The organism is Morganella morganii (genome assembly GCF_019243775.1).
GTDB classification, from domain to species: Bacteria; Pseudomonadota; Gammaproteobacteria; order Enterobacterales; family Enterobacteriaceae; genus Morganella; species Morganella morganii.
This window is the reverse complement of the sequence record NZ_CP069157.1, coordinates 1,580,972-1,598,949: the sequence shown is the minus strand read 5'-3', so window position 1 is coordinate 1,598,949 and position 17,978 is coordinate 1,580,972. Positions and strand designations below refer to the sequence as shown.

Genomic DNA, 17,978 nt, shown 5'->3' with positions numbered 1-17,978 from the left:
ACCTTATTCCTCCGGTTGTTCTTCAAGTCTGCGACTGCGAATTTCTTCAAGCAGTGCGTCTTTAAATTCGCTCACGTTTATGCTGCCAAGATCGTTGCCGCGGCGGGTACGAACAGACACTTCGCCTGTTTCCATCTCTTTATCACCGCAGACCAGCATATACGGAACACGACGTAGCGTGTGTTCGCGAATTTTAAAGCCAATCTTCTCATTTCTCAAGTCTGCTTTTGCACGAATTCCGGCATCCTGCAGTTCTTTGACGACTTTCTGGACATAATCGGCCTGAGAATCAGTGATGTTCATCACCACTACCTGGTTAGGCGCTAACCATGTCGGGAAGAAACCGGCAGTTTCTTCAGTCAGGATACCAATGAAGCGCTCCATCGAGCCTAAGATCGCGCGGTGAATCATCACCGGGGTCACGCGTTCATTGTTTTCGGCAACATAAGTTGCCCCCAGACGAGCCGGCAGAGAGAAATCGAGCTGCACTGTACCACATTGCCATGCACGATCCAAACAATCATACAAAGTAAATTCAATTTTCGGCCCGTAGAAGGCACCTTCGCCCGGCAGATATTCGAATTCGATGTTGTTTTCTTTCAGTGCACTTGCCAGGTCAGCTTCGGCTTTGTCCCACTGGACATCAGAACCGATGCGTTTTTCCGGACGGGTGGACAGTTTAACCACAATCTTTTTAAAGCCGAAAGTGGAGTACATGTCATAGACCATGCGGATACAGGAACTGACTTCGTCCATTACCTGCTCTTCTGTACAGAAGATGTGCGCATCATCCTGAGTAAAGCCGCGGACACGCATCAGGCCGTGCAGTGCACCGGAAGATTCGTTACGGTGGCAGCTGCCGAACTCCGCCATACGCAGCGGCAGATCACGGTAAGAACGCAGACCCTGGTTGAAGATCTGAATATGACCCGGACAGTTCATCGGCTTAATGCAGTATTCACGGTTCTCGGAAGAGGTTGTGAACATGTGCTCTTTATAGTTTTCCCAGTGTCCTGTTTTTTCCCACAGAACGCGGTCCATCATAAACGGACCTTTCACTTCCTGGTAATCGTACTCTTTCAGTTTCACACGGACGAACACTTCCAGCTCACGGAAAATTGTCCAGCCGTCGTTATGCCAGAACGCCATACCAGGCGCTTCTTCCTGCATATGATACAGGTCAAGCTGCTTACCGATTTTACGGTGGTCACGTTTTGCGGCTTCTTCCAGGCGCTGCAGATAAGCGGCTAACTGCTTCTTATCGCCCCACGCTGTGCCGTAAATACGCTGCAGCATTTTGTTTTCGCTGTCGCCGCGCCAGTAGGCACCGGCCACTTTCTGTAATTTGAAGTTATGGCAGAAGCGCATATTCGGTACGTGCGGACCACGGCACATATCGACATATTCTTCATGGAAATACAGCGCAGGATGCTCATCCTGACCGATATTTTCGTCCAGAATTTCAACCTTGTAATCTTCGCCGCGGGAAACAAACGTCTCGCGGGCCTCGCCCCATGTGACGCGTTTTTTAACGACGTCATAATCTTTTTTGGCGAGCTCCATCATCCGCTGTTCGAGTTTCTCGAGGTCTTCCTGGGTCAGTGACTCATCAAGATCAACGTCATAATAGAAACCGTTATCGATTACCGGACCAATCGCCATGCGGGTGTTCGGCCATAATTGTTTGATGGCATGGCCTAACAGGTGAGCACAGGAGTGACGGATAATTTCCAGTCCTTCCTCGTCTTTGGCGGTGATAATGGCTAAATTTGCATCGTGTTCAATCATGTCGCAGGCATCGACCAGCGTACCGTTGACACGACCCGCGATACAGGCTTTCGCCAGACCGGCACCGATATCATTCGCAACATCAAGGACAGAAACAGGATGGTTAAACTGGCGCTGACTGCCGTCAGGAAGAGTAATTACAGGCATTTTTAAATCCTTATCTACAGTGGTGACCCATACGTAAGATCACATATAGAAATCTCATTTATTTGATTTTCAGTACGTTACCGGCAATTTCTTGCGTACATTGCAAGCCGGGTCACACCTGCGGATCATAATCTGCCGGGCGCCCTTGCCGGAACTCAAAATCCATACTAGCACAGCAAATAAGGATTAATAGATTTATGTGACCAGGTATCTGAAAAAGTGTGCCGTGTCACAAAGAATGCAGGAATTATGAACATTTCCTTTTTAAAACAGTGCCTGCGGCGGATTTTAAATCATTTTTTTGTACTGTCAGAATCCGCCGCAGGCCGTTTTCAGGGAAGAACCAGATTATCTTCAGGTAATGAATCAAATGATTTCAGTTCATTTTTAAAATTCACCACACTCTTTTGGCCGGCACATTGCGTATCCCGCAACCAGTCACAATGATTATCCAGCCTAGCCTCTTTTATGCCCATCCACTGACTCAGCAGCGGCAACATCGATAATCCGCTGCGGAAATGTGTTATACGGTTTTGTGACTGTGCATCAAACGCAGTAATAAAGAACGGCACCTGAAAATTTTGTTTCATGCTGTCGCCGTGTGTCAGATTGGTATTCTCCGTGCCCTTATCCGTAAACAGCAGACCGTGGTCAGAGAAGTAAGCCATTGTCCAGCGCTGATGCTCCTGCCCTGCCATCGCGGCAATATCGGACAGTAATTTATCGGTATTCTCAATACTTTTGATATAGCAGGAAATATTACGGGAACCGATAAATTTATCGAAATTTTCAGTCAGTCTTCCGCAGGGTTGCGGATGAGAACCGATTAAATGCACCACAATCAGTTTTTTACCGTTCTTCTCTGCCAGCGCATCGCGGACGAACGGCAGCAGCATTTCATCCGGCCCGCCTTTATCCGAACGGTTCGGGGCGAGAAAATGATAAAAACCGGCTTTTTTCCCCATAATTCCCACCGGAGAATCATAAATGCCTTTCATATGCTGATTTGAAATCCAGTATGTATGAAAGCCGGCTTTATTCGCCAGTGCGACAAGATTATCACTCAGGTTTGTCACATTCCCTTCACGGACAGCAAGTGCATTTGTCAGAGAGAGTGTGGTGGAGCCAGACGCAGAAATATAGTTATCGAAAAACAAGCCGTTACGGCTGCTCATCCACGGTGTATTCGGGTGTAATTCAAAACCGAATGCATGCATAAAATCTTTGCGGACACTTTCACCGATGACAAGAATATAGGTGTCATAACCGGTCTCTGTAACTTGCGGATTCCAGTGATCACTGGTTTCAATAACCTTGGCATAGCGCAGATTATCTTTGCGGATTTGCACATAACTTTCATAACTGTCACGGAAAAAACGGATTTCCGGCAAACCGGACTTAAATACCGAGACAAATCCTTCCGATTTTCCCTGAATATAATCTTTTGAGGATGACCAGAATGCGGTAATAAAAAAGACGGTAAACAGTACAATTCGCTGATGACGTTTTTTCAGCGGCTTCATCAGCAGTGCACAACCTGCAGATACCAGCAGCCCGGCAAGATACAGATAGGTTTTAAAAGGCAGCCCGGCAATATATTCCAGTGATTCACCGTTATCCGTATACATCAGTGAACCAACCGCATTCACATCGGGATAACCGTAATTGATCCCCACCGCCCCGTAAATAAGGCCCAAAAGTAAATATATCGTCAGCAGCAGAACATACAGCACCCGGCTGAATGACAGGCAAAATGTAAACAGTGCTGCCGCACTGAGAACATAAATAAACTTATATTCATAACCAAAACTTAAATGCAGAACCGACAGAAACAGAAAAAGTCCGGCTGTCGCAATAAAAATCCGTAACATACGTGTTGTCATCATACCCGGCAATTTTAATTATCAGTACAGAGAAAGTCCCGCATTATAACGGGACTTTCCTCCGGGGACGACCGCTTTGTAACAATCACAGCCCTCAATTATTCACACCACAGAACTACCAGGTAAAACATTGATACAATTTATCATTGTTAATTCACCAATTGTAAAATGTTGTCCGTTATACTCCGTCCGTAGTAGAGATAAGTGAACTTTTGGTATTTCTCTTGCCCTGATCCTGAATCAGGGCTTTTTTTTTTATTTTTTCCGCACAACACGCAATTCCTCACACTCCCCCATTCTTTTCTTCATTATTAATGATGCAGGTCGTATGCTTTTTATACACAGGAAACGGGCGTGCCATGTAAAAAGGTCAGACGGATTTTTTGCAGCGGGACAATTCCGCTGCAGATTCACACTGCAACGGAAAAATAATTTATGAAGGAAAAAATCAGAGGATCAGTCAGCCATCGCCAGTGCGCGGTACGCGTTTTTCACTTTCCACAGATAACGGGGAGCCTGTGACGCAGGGTGTTTGCTCTGCACATGCTCATAAAATTCATCGGCTGACAGCGCGTTAATTTTTTCAATCGCCAGTGCCCGGTTGTTATCAAACGTACGCAGCAATGCGCCGGCGCCGTTAACATAAGAGACAATCGTTGCGTAATTGAGAGTTTGCGGGTCAGTAATGCCGGCCAGATGCTGGTCACGGATAATCCGGATGTAGGTGGTACCGATGTCGATATTGGTTTGCGGATCCAGCAGTTCACGGGTGCTCGGCTCGCCGTTACGGCCCTTCACACGATAGGCATCGCGCCCGGCGGTTGAGGCTTTAATCTGCATCAGACCCACAGCGTTGGATTTGCTGATCACATCCGGCCGGTAAGACGATTCCACCTCAATAATGGCGCGGATCAGTGTTTCATCGACTTCATAACGGTTGGATGCCTGGCGGATAAACTGATCAAACGGAGTGGCCGGATAGACGCCACTGCCCTTTGCCGGATAGGCGGAATAATCACTGATGCCGGACGATGGCGGCGTTATCCAGCCACCGGAACCGGTACGGGACTGTTTGCTGCTTCCTGAGCAGCCCGCCAACAATAATGCTAAAGCAATCACACTAACGGTTTTTTTCACTCTGTTACCCTTTATCCGGCATTCTGACGAAGCTAAGAATACTGAAAACACACATAAACCAAAAGGAGTTTACTTAACTTTTACATTTTATGTGATTCATAGCATAGTGTGAATCGATCGTACTGAATGTTATAAAGATATTGCGGAAGTGCTTGACAACATCAAATGATATTGATAATCATTATCAATAACGATATCCTTAGTGATTGTCACACTTTAACCAGGCAGGCTGATAAAATGAACAAAAAACAAAATACGTTTTCCCTTCCGTCCCTGACACAGATATTCCGCCATGCTGTGCTGCTGCTTACCCTGTGCGCGGTCGGCGGGTATGCCGCTGCGGCGGAGAAAAAAATTTAAGGTCGTAACCACCTTCACCATTATTCAGGATATGGCGCAGAATGTGGCCGGTGATGCCGCTGTTGTGGAATCCATCACCAAACCCGGTGCCGAAATCCATGACTACCAGCCAACCCCGAAAGACATTATGCGGGCGCAGGATGCGGATCTTATCCTGTGGAACGGCCTGAATCTGGAGCGCTGGTTTGAGCGCTTCTTTGAAAATTTACAGGATGTCCCGGCGGTTGTCATTACCGAAGGTATTACCCCTAATTCCATCCGTGGCGGCGCCTATAACGGTAACCCGAACCCGCATGCCTGGATGTCCCCGACCAATGCCCTGATGTACATCGAAAATATCCGGGCTGCGCTGGTAAAACATGACCCGGCGAATGCGGAAACCTACAATAAAAATGCGGCTGAGTATGCCGCGAAGATAAAAGCACTTGATGCCCCGCTCCGTGCCCGTCTGGCCAATATCCCGGAAAATCAGCGCTGGCTGGCGACCAGTGAAGGCGCATTCAGTTATCTGGCCAATGACTACGGTTTTCAGGAAGTATACCTGTGGCCGATTAACGCAGAAGAGCAAGGTACACCGCAACAGGTCCGCCACATGATTGATACCGTCCGCGAATATAAAATTCCGGTTGTATTCAGCGAAAGCACCATTTCCGACAAACCGGCTAAACAGGTCGCCAAAGAAACCGGTGCAGAGTACGGCGGCGTACTGTATGTGGACTCCCTGTCTGCCGCTGACGGCCCTGTTCCGACCTATATTGATCTGCTCAATACCACTGTAGATACTATCGCCAAAGGATTTCATCAATGAGTGATCAATTCAGCAAACCACAGCTGGTTGTCGATAACGCCACTGTCACTTATAACAACGGCCATACCGCGATTTTTGATGCCAGTTTCAGCATAGAGGGCGGCTCTATCTGCGCCCTCGTCGGTATTAACGGCAGCGGTAAATCCACCCTGTTTAAAACTATTATGGGGCTGGTCACACCGACACAGGGCCGGGTGACACTGAATGATGAACCGGTGCGTGCTGCGCTGAAAAAGAATGTGATTGCCTATGTCCCGCAGACAGAAGAAGTGGACTGGAACTTTCCGGTCCTGGTCTCTGATGTGGTGATGATGGGCCGTTACGGAAAAATGGGTTTTCTGCGCATTCCCGGTAAAGAAGACAAAAAAGCTGTCGCCGATGCACTGGAACGTGTCGGCCTTACCGGGCTGGGTCACCGTCAGATAGGCGAGCTTTCCGGCGGTCAGAAAAAGCGTGTGTTTCTGGCCCGTGCCCTGGCACAGAACGGCAAAGTATTGCTGCTGGATGAGCCGTTTACCGGCGTGGATGTCAAAACAGAGAATGCCATTATCGATTTATTGCGCTCACTGCGCGAAGAGGGGCACCTGGTGCTGGTCTCCACCCACAACCTCGGCAGTGTGCCGGAGTTTTGTGACCATGTGATTCTGATAAACCGTACTGTACTCGACAGCGGCCCGACCGCCACCACGTTTACCCAGAAAAACCTGGAAAGAACCTTCGGCGGAGTGCTGCGTCATATCAATCTGTCCGGGCCGGATCTGCATGACGACGATGACCCGCGTTCACTGACCGTTATTACCGATGACGAACGCGCCGCTGTCTTCTACGGCCATCAGGATAATCTGACGGTGAAGACCGGCAGTAAGGAAGAGCAGCCATGACAGAGCTGTTACTTCAGCCGTTTGAATACAACTATATGGTGAAAGCCATCTGGGTGAGCGGTATTGTGGGCGCGGTGTGTGCCTTTCTGTCCGCTTACCTGATGCTCAAGGGCTGGTCACTGATGGGAGATGCCCTCTCCCACTCTGTGGTTCCCGGTGTGGCGGGGGCTTACGCTCTCGGTTTCCCCTACTCTGTCGGTGCGTTCTTCACCGGGATGCTCGCTGCCCTTTCCATGACCTTTGTCCGGCATCTGACCCGCCTGCGGGAAGATGCGGTGATCGGGTTTATATTTTCCACCTTCTTTGCCGCCGGTCTGCTGATCGTTTCCCTGAACCCGACCTCTGTGAATGTACAGACCATTATTATGGGGAATATCCTCGGGATTGCCGATGAGGACATGCTGCAGGTGGAAATTATTATTGCGGTTTCTTTCCTCGTACTGATGTTCATCTGGAAAGATCTGCTGGTGGTTTTCTTTGATGAAACCCATGCCCGCTCTATCGGCCTGAACCCGCTAGCACTGAAAATTATTTTCTTTACCCTGCTCAGTGCCTGTACTGTCGCGGCACTCCAGACAGTCGGGGCGATTCTGGTGATTGCGATGGTGATTACCCCGGGAGCCACTGCCTATCTGTTAACCGATCAGTTTAAAAAATTACTGATTATCGCCGTCGTTTTAGGAGCAGTCACCAGCAGTGCCGGTGCCTACATCAGTTATTTTCTGAACGGCGCGACCGGCGGCATGATTGTGACCTTACAGACTATTGTTTTCATGATTGCCTTCTTCTTCGCACCAAAACACGGCATGCTCTCCGCCCGCCGCCGTGCCCGTCGTGAATCAGCAAAACTGCGTCAGGAGACAAACTCATGAGTGATTTTCTGACCTCTCTGTTTATTGACCCGTTTGCCTTTCCGTTTATGCAGCGGGCTATGTTTGCTGCTATTCTGACCGGCGCGGTCTGTGCCGTTCTCTCCTGCTTCCTGGTGCTAAAGGGCTGGTCGCTGATGGGGGATGCCATTTCCCATGCGGTACTGCCGGGTATTGTGCTGGCCTTCGTGATGGGCATTCCGCTGATTATCGGTGCGTTTGTATCAGGGCTTTTCTGTGCTTTTGCCACCGGTTACCTTAAAGAACACAGCCGGATCAAAGAAGATACCGTGATGGGGATTGTGTTCTCCGGTATGTTTGCCCTCGGTCTGGTACTGTTTACCCGCATTGATACCGAACAACACCTGACCCACATTCTGTTTGGTAACATCCTCGGGATCACGCAGGCTGAACTGCGTCAGACCCTGATTATCGCGGGGCTGACCATGGTGGTACTGATGGTGAAATACAAAGATTTCATGCTGTACTGCTTTGATCCCAACCAGGCACGGGTTATCGGACTGCCGGTCCGCATGCTGCACTACGGGCTGTTATCACTGCTGGCACTGACCATCGTCGCCTCTCTCCAGGCGGTCGGGATCATTCTGGTAATCGCTATGCTTATTTCTCCGGGTATCATCGCCTTCCTGCTGTGCCGCAGCTTCGGCAAAATGATCCTGGTGGCGATTCTGGTCTCTGTCAGCTCCAGCTATATCGGCACTGTCGTCAGCTTCCATATCGACGGCGCCACCGGTGCCTGTATTGTCCTGGTTCAGGCACTCTATTTTGTGCTGGCACTGATTTATAACCAGCTGCGGTTATCCGCCCTCAAACGCCGCAGACAGGTTGCCTGACCTTCTGTTCACGGGGGATATTCTGTCACCGGGATATCCCCCGCTTCCGGACTCTTCCGAAACAGCCATCCGTTTTTGTCCTTTTCTGTATTTCCCTGCTCTTACTGTGTAATTTGTGTGAGATGTCCGCTTTTTTCTTTTATTTTCCGGCGGTAAGATAGACTGACTGATAGACGGCTTAGTGAGGTGGCTCATGTGGCAGGCAGCAGGACGTATACTCAGTGAACATTTCGGCGAACACTCGTTCTCTGACAAGAAACAACTCGATGGCGGTGAAATCCACCGTTCCCGGAGTGCCCGTTACGGCGATCATCCGGTTTTTATCAAATATAACCGGCGTGACATGTTGCAGGTATTCAAAACCGAGGCGGAGCAGCTTGATGCTCTCAGCCGCAGCCGTACACTGACAACCCCCGCCGTTTATGGTGTCGGGTCGACAAAAGAGTTCAGCTTCCTGATTATGGAATATCTGCCGCTGAAGCCTTTTGATTCCCATTCCGCCTATATGTTCGGGCAGCAGCTGGCGCGTCTGCACCAGTGGCATGAACAGCCCCGTTACGGTTTCGATGAAGATAACCTGCTGGGTACCAATCCCCAGCCGAATGCCTGGGATAAAAAATGGGCTTCTTTCTTTGCTGAAAAACGGATTGGCTGGCAGTTACAGCTGGCGAAAGAAAAAGGTATCATCTTCGGCGATATTGACAGCATTATCCGGCGTGTACAGCAAAAGCTGTCTGACCACCAGCCGCAGCCATCCCTGCTCCACGGCGATCTGTGGCCGTCAAACTGTGCGGCGGTGGCTGACGGCGGAACAGTCGCGTTTGACCCGGCGTGTTACTGGGGTGATCGTGAGTGTGATCTGGCGATGCTCTCTTTTTTCCCTGAGCTGCCGATGCAAATCCTCGACGGCTATCAGCAGGTCTGGCCGCTGGAAAGTGGTTTCTTAGAGCGCCAGCCGCTCTATCAGCTCTATTATCAGCTTCACCGCAGCCATTTATTTGGCGATCGTTATTATCAGAGTGCGCAGACGATTATTGACGATATTCTCGCCGGTTAATCCCTGTCTTACAGACAAAAAAATACCCCGTCAGAGACTCTGCGGGGTATTTTTTATTCAGGCTGTTTTGCTTACCAGTTAAGGAACTTAATTAAAAACCACGCAATTGCGCCGATAAATACCGGCAGCACATACAGCACAAAAATTTGCCGGAAAATAGTGTGATTCGGAATACGTATTTTGGCGATTAAATCCGCCGGTGTTTTTCCGCTCTCTCTGGCATTTTCAATAATGGCCTGATCTTCAATATTCTCGCGGATAAATTTTACCTGCCGGGACATACGGATACCGGATGCACTCAGCGCCAGCCCCACAAACATCAGGATATAAATCAGTAAAAAACTCAGATTGTGACCTTCAAAACCGAGTAATTTATCCGGTACAGGGGAGTTATTCCAGAATGTGTTCAGGAACGGTGTATTCACACGGATCATTTCCGTCACCACATTGATAAAATCCCCGATAACGGCATTAATTTTATCACTGCCGGTACTCTGCTGATGAGCCAGTTTCAGTAACGAAACAATGGTTGAGATCAGGGCCGGAATAAAAACCACCCAGCCTGCCACCCGTTTAAATACAGCAACCCAGCGTGCCTGTTGCAGCGTCATGCGCTTTCCTCATTTGATTTTTTCCCTGTAATCATAGCGCAGAAATCAGGAGAAAATCATTATCATTATTCCGGACTTTTTTACCCCGTAAATTATTAAGTCACTTAATGAACTCTCTGCCCCGGCTTGTTACAATCAGAGAATGTTTTAATTCATTGCAGGATCTCAGGAGCTACACTATGTCCCACACCTTACCGGTACAGGCCGCTGTTTTTGATATGGATGGTTTACTGATTGACTCCGAGCCATTCTGGCTTCAGAGCGAAAATCAGGTTTTCAGCAGCATCGGCCTGGATATGTCACTGCGGGATAAGCTGCCCGATTTGCTGGGTCTGCGTATCGACCAGGTCGTGGAGCTGTGGTATCAGGTTTCGCCGTGGCAGACTCCCTCTAAAGAAGAGGTCATTCAGCGGATTATTGATTCCACAATTGCCATGGTGGAAAAAGAGCGTCCGCTTCTGCCCGGTGTGGAACATGCGCTCTCCCTGTGTCAGTCACAGGGACTGAAAATTGCTCTGGCTTCCGCCTCGCCGCTCTATATGCTGGAATCTGTGCTGGAGATGTTTAATATCCGCCATTATTTTGATGCGGTGGTGTCTGCCGGTGATCTGCCCTACAGCAAGCCGCATCCGCAGGTTTATCTGAATGCCGCTGAAGCACTGGGTGTTCCGCCGGTGCAGTGCGTGGCGCTGGAAGATTCCGTTAACGGTATGATTGCCTGTAAAGCCGCCCGCATGCGCTCCATTGTGGTTCCGTCCGCTGAAATGGCCGCCGACCCGCGCTGGTCACTGGCAGATTACCGCCTGTCATCGCTCAGCGAACTGACTGCGGCTATGGTCCGCTGATTATTTTTGTGGCGGGAAATATCCCGCCCTGCTCCGTTAGTGAAATATTCCGGAGTTATTCATTAATAAATAAGCCTTTTTCTTTCTTACCCTCTGGCCGGGCGTCATAAAAGACTTTATACTGTAACACTGTATAAATAAACACCTGAGTATTTACCCGGTATCATGACAGCTGAGGGTCACCTGCTTTTCTCTGTCGCTTCTGTAGTGATGGTTCATCAGCTTCAGATTTCGCCTGATATCAGTCAGGGGGACTGGCTGCACCTGATCCCCGGCGCCCTCGCCGGTGCTCTGCTGCCGGATATCGATCATCCTAAATCCATGCTGGGTCAGTGGGTTCGCTTTATTTCAGTGCCAATCTCCCGCCTGTGCGGCCACCGGGGTTTCACCCACAGTCTGCTGGCAATTCTGACCGGCGTTATTCTGTTCCGCACACAACTGCCGGTCAGCTGGTCTGTTCCGGCAGATTTTTATCAGGCCGTGATTGTCGGGTATCTCAGCCACCTGGCCGGCGATATGCTGACGACCGCCGGGATCCCGCTGTTATGGCCGGTACGCTGGCGTTTCTGCATCCCGCTGCTGGGCAGCAAAGCCAATAAACGGGCGGAACGCAGTGTGGCGCTGGTTGTACTGGTGGCCTCGTTCTATCTGCCTGCTCACTGGGAGGTCTGGTGGGATCATGTCCGGGAACTGATACTGGCTCAGATATCGGCCAGGCTATAAATAATCCGTTTTATATAACCATCAGCTATAGAAAAACATCCGTTTAATGACGATTCAGGCTAAATCAACCACTGTGATCTACAATATAGCTATAAATAATGCAGATTAATTATAAGTACTGCAGAAAACTCCTGTTAATCTATAACGCATCCTTTACAGTTTTAGCATCTGCATAACTGTATGCGATTTAGTCAACACACTATAACAACATACCAACAGGTATCGGAGACCGGGATGAACTTTCCATTAATCAGCAATCTCGCCATATTCGTTATTCTGCTGCTGGTGCTGATGAAGCTCAGCAGTAATAAGGACTGGAGTCTGTCCAAAAAGGTACTCACCGGTCTGGTGATCGGTGTTCTGTTCGGCCTCGGGCTGAATGCATTCTACGGCACGGAGCATGACGCAGTAAAACAGGCGCTGCCGTGGTTTGATATCGTCGGTAACGGCTATGTGAAGCTGTTACAGATGGTGATTATGCCGCTGGTCTTCGCGTCTATTCTCAGCGCGGTTGCCCGTCTGCATCAGGCATCATCGCTGGGTAAAATCAGCGTGCTGACGATCGGCACGCTGCTGATCACCACAGCAATTGCCGCCTTAATCGGTATTCTGATCACCCTCGCTTTCGGCTTAACCGCAGATGGTCTGATTCAGGGTGTGAAAGAAACCGCACGCCTGACCCAGCTGGAATCCCAGTATGCAGGCAAAGTGTCTGACCTGACCGTGCCGCAGCTGATCCTGTCCTTTATTCCGAAAAACCCGTTTGCTGACCTGACCGGTGCTAACCCGACCTCCATCATCAGCGTGGTGATTTTTGCCGCCTTTATGGGTGTGGCTGCACTTCAGCTGATTAAAGACAACGAAGAGCGCGGTGCCAAAGTGCTCAGCGCGATTGATATCCTGCAGGCGTGGGTGATGAAACTGGTGCGTCTGGTGATGCGCTTTACCCCGTACGGCGTATTTGCTCTGATGACCAAAGTGGTTGCCGGTTCAAACATTCAGGACATCATTAAATTAGGGACTTTCGTCGTTGCTTCTTATATTGCGATCCTGCTGATGTTCGTCGTTCACGGCCTGATTGTCGGCGCTGCCGGTATCAATCCGCTGCGTTTCTTCCGTAAAATCGCGCCGGTACTGACTTTCGCCTTTACCAGCCGTTCAAGTGCGGCCAGTATTCCGCTGAGTGTGGAAGCACAAACCCGCCGTATCGGTATTCCTGATTCTATTGCCGGGTTCGCAGCTTCCTTCGGTACCACCATCGGTCAGAACGGCTGTGCGGGGATTTACCCGGCCATGCTGGCGGTGATGGTTGCCCCGACCATGGGTATCAACCCGTTTGACCCGCTGTGGATTGCCACACTCGTCGGTATCGTCACCGTCAGTTCAGCCGGTGTTGCCGGTGTCGGCGGCGGTGCCACCTTCGCGGCTCTGATTGTTCTGCCTGCAATGGGTCTGCCGGTCACTCTGGTCGCGCTGCTGATCTCTGTCGAGCCGCTGATTGATATGGGCCGTACCGCCCTGAACGTCAGTGGTTCCATGACCGCCGGGACAGTCACCAGCCAGATCCTGGGCCAGACAGACAAAACCCTGTTTAATAACGATAATGACGAAGATTTACAGCAGGGATAATATTCCGCCGCTGATTATCGTCAGATAACAAAAAGCCCGTATTCAGGATATGAATACGGGCTTTTTATTGATATCACCATGGTTCCTGCAGACTTCCCCCGCGTCACACCGCCGGGTTAATCATCGGATCCGCCTGTCACGTTATGTTTTCGGATGCCACCTTCGGCATTATTACTGCTCCGCAGACAGGCATAAAAAAGGCCGTAACGCTGGGCGTAACGGCCTTTTTATCAGTATGTAGTGATTAATTCAGAAACTCACCGCTGCGCAGTGCTTCAATACGCTTATCCAGCGGCGGGTGTGATAAAAACAGTTCGCTGAATGATTTATTGCGGCCGTTGATGCAAAACGCCATCATGCTGCCCTCTTCCTGCGGTTCGTAACTGGTTTTCAGGCGTTGCAGTGCGGCGATCATCTTCTCGCGGCCCACCAGTTTTGCAGAGCCCGCATCCGCATAGAATTCACGGCGGCGTGAGAACCACATGGTGATAATGCTGGCCAGAATACCGAACACAATTTCCAGTACCATCGATACCGCGAAATAAATCATCGGGTTGCCCTGGCTGCCTGAGTTTTCGTCATTGTTGTTTGACATAAAACCTGCCGCCAGTTGTGCCAGAATACGGGAAATAAAGATAACAAAGGTGTTTACCACGCCCTGTAACAGCGTCATGGTCACCATGTCACCATTCGCGATATGGCTGATTTCATGGGCGATAACCGCCTCCGCCTCATCGCGGCTCATGTTTTCCAGTAACCCGGAGCTGACCGCCACCAGTGACGCATCACGGCGTGCGCCGGTTGCAAAGGCGTTAATATCCGGCGCGTGGTAGATCGCCACTTCCGGCATGCCGATACCGGCCTGCTGTGCCTGACGGCGTACCGTCTCCACCAGCCAGCGCTCCGTTTGAGTGGACGGATTGGTGATCACCTGCCCGCCGACAGAGCGCAGTGCCATCCATTTTGACATCAGCAGAGACACAAATGCGCCGCCGAAGCCAAATAACCCTGCCATAATCATCAGTCCGGTCACACTTTGACTCTGAACGCCGGTCAGCGACAGAATAATGCCGAAGACAACCATTACGGCCAGGTTTGTGAGTAAAAATAATGCAATTCGCATCATATCAGTATGATCCTTTAAATAGTGTGCCCATCATATGCCTCAGAAAATAGGGGCATTTTGCCATATTTCAAGGCTTTTTAACCGAATAACTTTAATTATTAAACAACTTTACACTTAATTTTAATAAAGTGACCTTTTGCTGTTTTGTGCGGTTTGGTTTGCTGTGCAGATAATCAGCGTTTTTTATTAAAAAAACACTTTACTTTTTAAATGGGAAAAATTATCATTCTCGTTGTCGGTACCTGAGTAAATTACTAAGGTATTGGCAAACGACATTGCTCACATTGCTTCCAGTATTTCGAAGTTTCTCAGCCAGCCATCGCGCTGGCTTTTTTTTATCCGTCAGCGGGCATAAAACTCCACCGGCAGATTATCCGGGTCAAAACAGAAGAAAAATGACTTGCCGGTAAATTCATCCGTACGAATGCGGTCACAACGGACACCGCATTGTTTCAGGTGTGTTTCCCATGCGGTCAGATCCTGCACTGCAAATGCCAGATGGCGCAGGCCACAGGCTTCCGGCTGTGATACCCGTACCGGGCTTGCCGGAAAGGTAAAAAGCTCCAGCAGGTATTCTCCGTTCAGTGCCAGATCCACCTTGTAAGAATCCCGTTCCGCACGATAGTGCTCACTGAGCACCGTTAATCCCAGTACATCGCAATAAAACGCCAGACTGGCCGTGAGGTCAGAAGCAATCACGGCAATATGATCCACTTTTTCAATCTTCAGCATATCTTTCCTGTACAACGCCCCGTTGCCGGGGCGTATATCACCTTTATTTACTGCTTTCTTTTACAGAGGCTGAGTCTGCGCTTCCACCGCTGCCAGTGCCACCATGTTGACGATACGCCTCACAGAGGAGATAGACGTCAGAATATGCACCGGCTTGTTAATCCCCATCAGCACAGGACCGACCGTCACCCCTTCCGAGGTAGTCACACGCAGCAGGTTATAACTGATACGGGCTGCTTCCCCGTTCGGCATAATCAGCAGGTTTGCCGCACCTTTCAGTGGGCTGTCCGGCATCAGATCACGGCGGATAACTTCCACCAGCGCCGCATCACCGTGCATTTCCCCGTCAATTTCCAGTGACGGTTCCCGTTCACGGATCAGCGCCAGGGTATCACGCATTTTCTCTGCGGACGGCGACGGACAGGAGCCGAAGCTGGAGCGGGATAACAGCGCCACTTTCGGCTCGATACCGAACCGGCGCACCGCGGCGGCGGCCATCAGGGTGATCTCCGCCAGTTGTTCGGCTGTCGGCTCATCATGCACATAGGTATCGGCGATAAAAGTGTTACCGGTCGGCAGACTGAGCGCATTCATTGCCCCCGCCGTGTGCACGCCTTCGTGGAAACCAAACACATTTTCCACAATCCGGTAGTGATCGTGATAATCGCCGACCACCCCGCAGATCATACCGTCCGCCTCACCACGGTGCACCATGATGGCACCGATACTGGTCGGGTTAGTGATAATGGCACGGCGGGCCTGTTCCTGAGTCACGCCCTTGCGCTTCATCAGCTGATAATATTCCTGCCAGTATTCAGCAAAACGCGGGTCACTTTCATTGTTAACGATTTCAAAATCCTGATCCGGCACAATCTGCAGTCCCAGCTTTTTGATTCGCATTTCAATCACATCCGGGCGGCCAATCAGGATCGGATACGCCAGCCCCATGCTGACCAGTTCCTGTGTCGCATGCAGCATGCGCGGCTCTTCCCCTTCGGCCAGCACGATACGTTTGCGATCTTTACGTGCCATGGAGAAAATCGGCTTCATAAACAGGGTGGTTTTGTAGACAAACTCATTGAGGTGTTCCAGATAGACACTGAAGTCCTCAATCGGGCGCGTCGCCACACCGGTTTCCATCGCCGCTTTTGCCACAGCCGGGGCGATTTTCAGGATAAGACGCGGATCAAACGGTTTCGGGATAATATATTCACGGCCGAAAGATAATTCCTGACCACCGTAAGCGGAGGCAACCTGCTCGCTCTGCTCCGCCAGCGCCAGATCGGCAATCGCTTTCACACAGGCCAGTTTCATCTCTTCATTAATCGCTGTTGCGCCGACATCCAGCGCACCACGGAAAATAAACGGGAAGCAAAGCACGTTATTGACCTGGTTCGGATAATCCGAGCGCCCGGTACAGATGATGGCATCCGGACGGACGGCCAGTGCCAGCGGCGGCAGGATTTCCGGCTCAGGGTTGGCCAGTGCCAGAATCAGCGGGTCACGCGCCATACCTTTGACCATCTCCGGTGTCAGCACGCCCGGGCCGGAACAGCCGAGGAAAATATCCGCGCCCGGCATCGCATCCGCCAGTGTCCGCATACCGTTATCATCAATAGCATACGCCGCTTTGGTTTCCGCCATATTGGCTTCACGGCCTTTGTAGATAACCCCTTTCGAGTCACAGACAATAATATTGTCGCGTTTCAGGCCCAGCAACACCATCAGGTTCATACAGGCAACAGAGGCAGCTCCCGCACCGGAGACCACCAGACGGACATCACCGATCGCTTTATTGACGATACGCAGTCCGTTGAGTACAGCTGCAGTACTGATAATCGCGGTACCGTGCTGGTCATCATGGAAGACCGGGATTTTCATGCGTTCGCGCAGTTTCTTTTCAATATAGAAACATTCCGGTGCTTTGATATCTTCCAGGTTGATGCCGCCGAATGTCGGCTCCAGAGAGGCAATAATATCCACCAGTTTGTCCGGGTCGGTCTCATTGACTTCAATATCAAAGACATCCACACCGGAGAATTTTTTAAATAAAACCCCTTTTCCTTCCATCACCGGCTTACCGGCCAGCGCCCCGATATTACCGAGGCCGAGCACCGCCGTACCGTTGGAAATTACCGCGACCAGGTTGCCTTTGGCGGTATATTTATAAGCTGCCAGCGGATCATCCGCGATTTCGAGACAGGGAGCCGCAACTCCGGGTGAATAAGCCAGAGCCAGATCACGCTGGGTGGTCAGCGGTTTGGTCGGGGTAACGGTAATTTTACCGGGAGAGGGAAACTGATGAAACTCAAGGGCACTTTGTTTTAATTGTTCGTCCATTTCAGGATCCTTTACAGGCGTTAATAACAGGGTCAGGGCGGACCGGCAGCGTAAGCTCTGCCGCCGGCCACGTTATTCAGCGCTACATAATCAGTATACTGATAAATAGCGGAATAGTGAAAAAAGTGTAATATTCATGTAGTTAATGTGCTGAACCTGTTGAAAAAAACAACATATCTCTTATTGGT

General features: G+C 50.3%; 15 protein-coding genes. 8 read left to right on the top strand and 7 right to left on the bottom strand.

The window, feature by feature from the left end; translation table 11 throughout:
- Nucleotides 1-3 precede the first annotated feature (3 nt).
- The 3 genes from thrS to JL661_RS07665 all read right to left on the bottom strand — a co-directional run bounded on the left by thrS (nucleotide 4) and on the right by JL661_RS07665 (nucleotide 4,955).
- Complete coding sequence (gene thrS, locus JL661_RS07675) at nucleotides 4-1,935, bottom strand: threonine--tRNA ligase (RefSeq protein ID WP_004235354.1); 1,932 nt, start codon at nucleotides 1,933-1,935, stop codon at nucleotides 4-6.
- Between the two features lie 332 nt (nucleotides 1,936-2,267).
- The gene (locus tag JL661_RS07670; protein ID WP_225310076.1) at nucleotides 2,268-3,821 is read right to left on the bottom strand and encodes a phosphoethanolamine transferase; all 1,554 of its coding nucleotides are present in this window, start codon (nucleotides 3,819-3,821) and stop codon (nucleotides 2,268-2,270) included.
- A 453-nt stretch (nucleotides 3,822-4,274) separates the two neighbouring features.
- Nucleotides 4,275-4,955 carry a transglycosylase SLT domain-containing protein gene (locus JL661_RS07665; protein ID WP_036417709.1) on the bottom strand — a complete coding sequence of 227 codons (681 nt, stop codon included), beginning with the start codon at nucleotides 4,953-4,955 and terminating at the stop codon, nucleotides 4,275-4,277.
- 292 nt (nucleotides 4,956-5,247) lie between these two features.
- Here JL661_RS07665 and JL661_RS07660 point away from each other — a divergent pair, with 292 nt between their 5' ends.
- From JL661_RS07660 to JL661_RS07640, 5 genes are all read left to right on the top strand, one after another.
- Nucleotides 5,248-6,123, top strand: coding sequence for a metal ABC transporter substrate-binding protein (locus JL661_RS07660; protein WP_218481045.1), 876 nt, complete (start codon nucleotides 5,248-5,250; stop codon nucleotides 6,121-6,123).
- On the top strand, nucleotides 6,120-7,004 hold the full coding sequence (locus tag JL661_RS07655; protein ID WP_004235346.1) for a manganese/iron ABC transporter ATP-binding protein: 885 nt from the start codon (nucleotides 6,120-6,122) through the stop codon (nucleotides 7,002-7,004). Before JL661_RS07660 ends, JL661_RS07655 begins: the two co-directional genes overlap by 4 nt.
- A complete protein-coding gene (locus JL661_RS07650; protein WP_062771511.1) occupies nucleotides 7,001-7,876 on the top strand; it encodes a metal ABC transporter permease in 876 nt (291 codons plus the stop codon). The genes JL661_RS07655 and JL661_RS07650 overlap by 4 nt, the downstream gene beginning before the upstream one ends.
- Nucleotides 7,873-8,727, top strand: coding sequence for a metal ABC transporter permease (locus JL661_RS07645; RefSeq protein ID WP_004235342.1), 855 nt, complete (start codon nucleotides 7,873-7,875; stop codon nucleotides 8,725-8,727). The genes JL661_RS07650 and JL661_RS07645 overlap by 4 nt, the downstream gene beginning before the upstream one ends.
- 193 nt (nucleotides 8,728-8,920) lie before the next feature.
- On the top strand, nucleotides 8,921-9,784 hold the full coding sequence (locus tag JL661_RS07640; protein ID WP_004235340.1) for a fructosamine kinase family protein: 864 nt from the start codon (nucleotides 8,921-8,923) through the stop codon (nucleotides 9,782-9,784).
- A 71-nt stretch (nucleotides 9,785-9,855) separates the two neighbouring features.
- Here the strand turns inward: JL661_RS07640 and JL661_RS07635 are convergent, their stop codons facing one another.
- Nucleotides 9,856-10,395 carry a YniB family protein gene (locus tag JL661_RS07635; RefSeq protein ID WP_004235338.1) on the bottom strand — a complete coding sequence of 180 codons (540 nt, stop codon included), beginning with the start codon at nucleotides 10,393-10,395 and terminating at the stop codon, nucleotides 9,856-9,858.
- A gap of 179 nt (nucleotides 10,396-10,574) precedes the next feature.
- On the opposite strand from JL661_RS07635, the gene hxpB reads away from it, so the two are divergent.
- The 3 genes from hxpB to JL661_RS07620 all read left to right on the top strand — a co-directional run bounded on the left by hxpB (nucleotide 10,575) and on the right by JL661_RS07620 (nucleotide 13,592).
- Entirely contained in the window at nucleotides 10,575-11,240 is a 666-nt protein-coding gene (gene hxpB / locus JL661_RS07630; RefSeq protein ID WP_004235335.1) for a hexitol phosphatase HxpB, read from the top strand.
- A 165-nt stretch (nucleotides 11,241-11,405) separates the two neighbouring features.
- A complete protein-coding gene (locus tag JL661_RS07625) occupies nucleotides 11,406-11,963 on the top strand; it encodes a metal-dependent hydrolase (protein ID WP_015422761.1) in 558 nt (185 codons plus the stop codon).
- A 234-nt stretch (nucleotides 11,964-12,197) separates the two neighbouring features.
- Entirely contained in the window at nucleotides 12,198-13,592 is a 1,395-nt protein-coding gene (locus JL661_RS07620; RefSeq protein ID WP_004235333.1) for an L-cystine transporter, read from the top strand.
- Between the two features lie 244 nt (nucleotides 13,593-13,836).
- Here JL661_RS07620 and htpX read toward each other — a convergent pair whose 3' ends face one another.
- The 3 genes from htpX to maeB form a co-directional block, all read right to left on the bottom strand.
- Nucleotides 13,837-14,718, bottom strand: a complete 882-nt coding sequence (gene htpX / locus JL661_RS07615) for a protease HtpX (protein ID WP_004235332.1) — start codon at nucleotides 14,716-14,718, stop codon at nucleotides 13,837-13,839.
- A gap of 342 nt (nucleotides 14,719-15,060) precedes the next feature.
- Nucleotides 15,061-15,450 (bottom strand): VOC family protein, encoded by a 390-nt coding sequence (locus tag JL661_RS07610; RefSeq protein ID WP_062771509.1) that lies wholly within the window; start codon nucleotides 15,448-15,450, stop codon nucleotides 15,061-15,063.
- 60 nt (nucleotides 15,451-15,510) lie between these two features.
- The gene (maeB, locus tag JL661_RS07605) at nucleotides 15,511-17,790 is read right to left on the bottom strand and encodes an NADP-dependent oxaloacetate-decarboxylating malate dehydrogenase (RefSeq protein WP_062771507.1); all 2,280 of its coding nucleotides are present in this window, start codon (nucleotides 17,788-17,790) and stop codon (nucleotides 15,511-15,513) included.
- Between the last annotated feature and the right edge of the window lie 188 nt (nucleotides 17,791-17,978).

Bases quoted from the DNA above. Each gene is read 5' to 3' on its own strand.
- thrS (WP_004235354.1), bottom strand. From the start codon at position 1,935: ATGCCTGTAATTACTCTTCCTGACGGCAGTCAGCGCCAGTTTAACCAT.
- JL661_RS07670 (WP_225310076.1), bottom strand. From the start codon at position 3,821: ATGATGACAACACGTATGTTACGGATTTTTATTGCGACAGCCGGACTT.
- JL661_RS07660 (WP_218481045.1), top strand. From the start codon at position 5,248: ATGCTGTGCTGCTGCTTACCCTGTGCGCGGTCGGCGGGTATGCCGCTG.
- JL661_RS07655 (WP_004235346.1), top strand. From the start codon at position 6,120: ATGAGTGATCAATTCAGCAAACCACAGCTGGTTGTCGATAACGCCACT.
- JL661_RS07650 (WP_062771511.1), top strand. From the start codon at position 7,001: ATGACAGAGCTGTTACTTCAGCCGTTTGAATACAACTATATGGTGAAA.
- JL661_RS07645 (WP_004235342.1), top strand. From the start codon at position 7,873: ATGAGTGATTTTCTGACCTCTCTGTTTATTGACCCGTTTGCCTTTCCG.
- JL661_RS07640 (WP_004235340.1), top strand. From the start codon at position 8,921: ATGTGGCAGGCAGCAGGACGTATACTCAGTGAACATTTCGGCGAACAC.
- JL661_RS07635 (WP_004235338.1), bottom strand. From the start codon at position 10,395: ATGACGCTGCAACAGGCACGCTGGGTTGCTGTATTTAAACGGGTGGCA.
- hxpB (WP_004235335.1), top strand. From the start codon at position 10,575: ATGTCCCACACCTTACCGGTACAGGCCGCTGTTTTTGATATGGATGGT.
- JL661_RS07625 (WP_015422761.1), top strand. From the start codon at position 11,406: ATGACAGCTGAGGGTCACCTGCTTTTCTCTGTCGCTTCTGTAGTGATG.
- JL661_RS07620 (WP_004235333.1), top strand. From the start codon at position 12,198: ATGAACTTTCCATTAATCAGCAATCTCGCCATATTCGTTATTCTGCTG.
- htpX (WP_004235332.1), bottom strand. From the start codon at position 14,718: ATGATGCGAATTGCATTATTTTTACTCACAAACCTGGCCGTAATGGTT.
- JL661_RS07610 (WP_062771509.1), bottom strand. From the start codon at position 15,450: ATGCTGAAGATTGAAAAAGTGGATCATATTGCCGTGATTGCTTCTGAC.
- maeB (WP_062771507.1), bottom strand. From the start codon at position 17,790: ATGGACGAACAATTAAAACAAAGTGCCCTTGAGTTTCATCAGTTTCCC.